Genomic DNA, 1792 nt, shown 5'->3' with positions numbered 1-1792 from the left:
GGGCTGGCGTTCCGGGCCAGGGCCAGCAGGTCGCCCGCGCGGGCGGGGCGTCTTCGGCGCGGGGCGGTTGAACGAGCTGGACGAGGACGGTCACGAACGTCTCCGGGCGCCGACCCAAAATTCTCGGCAAGCGCGACCGTAGGGCGCGGGCGTTAGGACAGGGTTAATGGAAGCTGAATCTTGACGCGGGTGTCAGCAGGAGCGAGCGTGCGCCTGAAGGTTGCCAAAGAGGACGAGGCCATGGCCGACGGCGCGATCACTTCCCTGAAGTCCCGGGTCTCGGAAGCGGAGTGGAAGACCCGCGTCGAGTTGGCGGCGCTGTACCGGCTGGTGGCGCTGCACGGCTGGGACGACATGATCTTCACCCACATCTCGGCCCGCGTGCCGGGGCCGGACACCCATTTCCTGATCAACCCCTACGGCTACTATTTCGAGGAGATGACGGCCTCGTGCCTGGTGAAGGTCGATCTGGACGGCAACATCGTCCAGGAGACGACCGACTTCATCAATCCGGCCGGCTTCACCATCCATTCGGCGATCCACGCCGCCCGCGACGACGCGCATTTCGTCATCCACCTGCACACCGTGGCCGGGGTCGGCGTGGCTTCGCAGAAGGAGGGGCTGCTGCCCATCGGCCAGAACGCCTGCCTGCTGCAGTCCCAGGTCGCCTATCACGGCTATGAGGGCCTGGCGCTGAACCACGAGGAGCGCGAACGGCTGGTCGCGGACCTGGGCGACAAGTCCCTGATGCTGCTGCGCAACCACGGCACCCTGGCCGTGGGTCCCACCGCGGCGGCGGCCTGGATCGGCATGTTCTTCCTGGAGCGGGCCTGCGCCCAGCAGGTGGCGGCCCTGTCGGGCGGCCGCGAGCACGTGCTGATGGCGCCCGACGCCGCCCAGGCCGAGACGCGCGAGCAAGGCAAGGGCATCGGCTTCGTCTCGGCCCTGGCCTGGCCTGGCGCGCTGCGCCTGCTGGACCGCAGATCGCCAGGCTACGACGCTTGAGAGCGGCGGGGGGGCTGGCTTTCGGGCTGATCGCCCTCCTCGCCGCCGGCCCCGCGGCCGCGAGCGCCTGGACGCCCGCCAAGGGCAGGGGCCAGGCCATCCTGAAGTTCGAGGACATGCGCGCGGACCGCGGCTTCGATCCCGCCGGGGACTTGGCCGACCTGCCCGCCGAACGCCGCGACACGGCGGTCTCCCTGTTCGCCGAATATGGCGTCACCGACCGGCTGAGCGTGCGGTTCAAGGGCGAGTGGCAATCCGGCGAGGACGCCTTCGTCGACTATGACGGGCGCGGCCCCCTGGAGATCGGCGTCGCCTGGCAGGTCTGGCGCGACGACCGGACGGCGGTGGCGCTGTACGGTGGCGTGGCGGACGGGGGCGAGGGCCGCAACGCCGGCTACGCCGCCCCGGGAGTCGGCGAGCGCGACTGGGAGGTGCGGGCCTCGGTCGGCCGTCCTTCGGCGCCGCGTCGCCCGTCCGCTGGTCGCCGAGCGGGACCTTCATCGAGGTCGAGGCCGCGCGCCGCTTCCGCCAGGGCTTGCCGGACGAGACGCGGATCGACGCGACCGTCGGCGCCCATTTCGGCGACGACTGGATGGTGCTGGGCCAGGCCTTCGCCGGCCGGACCGAGACCGGCGACGCGCGCTGGCTGTCGATCGAGGCCTCGGTGGTCCGCGACTTCGGCGACTGGAGCCTGCAGGCGGGCTGGCGTCAGGCGGTGGCGGGCCGCGAGACCCCCTGAAGCCGGCGGCCCCGTCGTCGCTCTCTGGCGGCGCTTCTGACTGCGGCC

Annotated in this window: 2 protein-coding genes; both read left to right on the top strand. The window is 71.7% G+C overall.

What is annotated here, in order from left to right:
- The first annotated feature begins 240 nt into the window (after positions 1-240).
- Complete coding sequence (locus AC2W7C_RS17385; protein WP_486002490.1) at positions 241-1005, top strand: class II aldolase/adducin family protein; 765 nt, start codon at positions 241-243, stop codon at positions 1003-1005.
- A 535-nt stretch (positions 1006-1540) separates the two neighbouring features.
- Complete coding sequence (locus AC2W7C_RS17380; protein WP_486002489.1) at positions 1541-1744, top strand: hypothetical protein; 204 nt, start codon at positions 1541-1543, stop codon at positions 1742-1744.
- The last annotated feature ends 48 nt before the right edge of the window (positions 1745-1792 follow it).

This window comes from Brevundimonas sp. CURTG3B2_SDJG, assembly GCF_057364705.1.
Note: the sequence above shows the minus strand (reverse complement) of the source record. Positions and strands in the feature narration are given on the sequence as shown.

Excerpts from the sequence above, each read along its gene's own strand:
- AC2W7C_RS17385 (WP_486002490.1), top strand. The coding sequence starts at position 241 with ATGGCCGACGGCGCGATCACTTCCCTGAAGTCCCGGGTCTCGGAAGCG.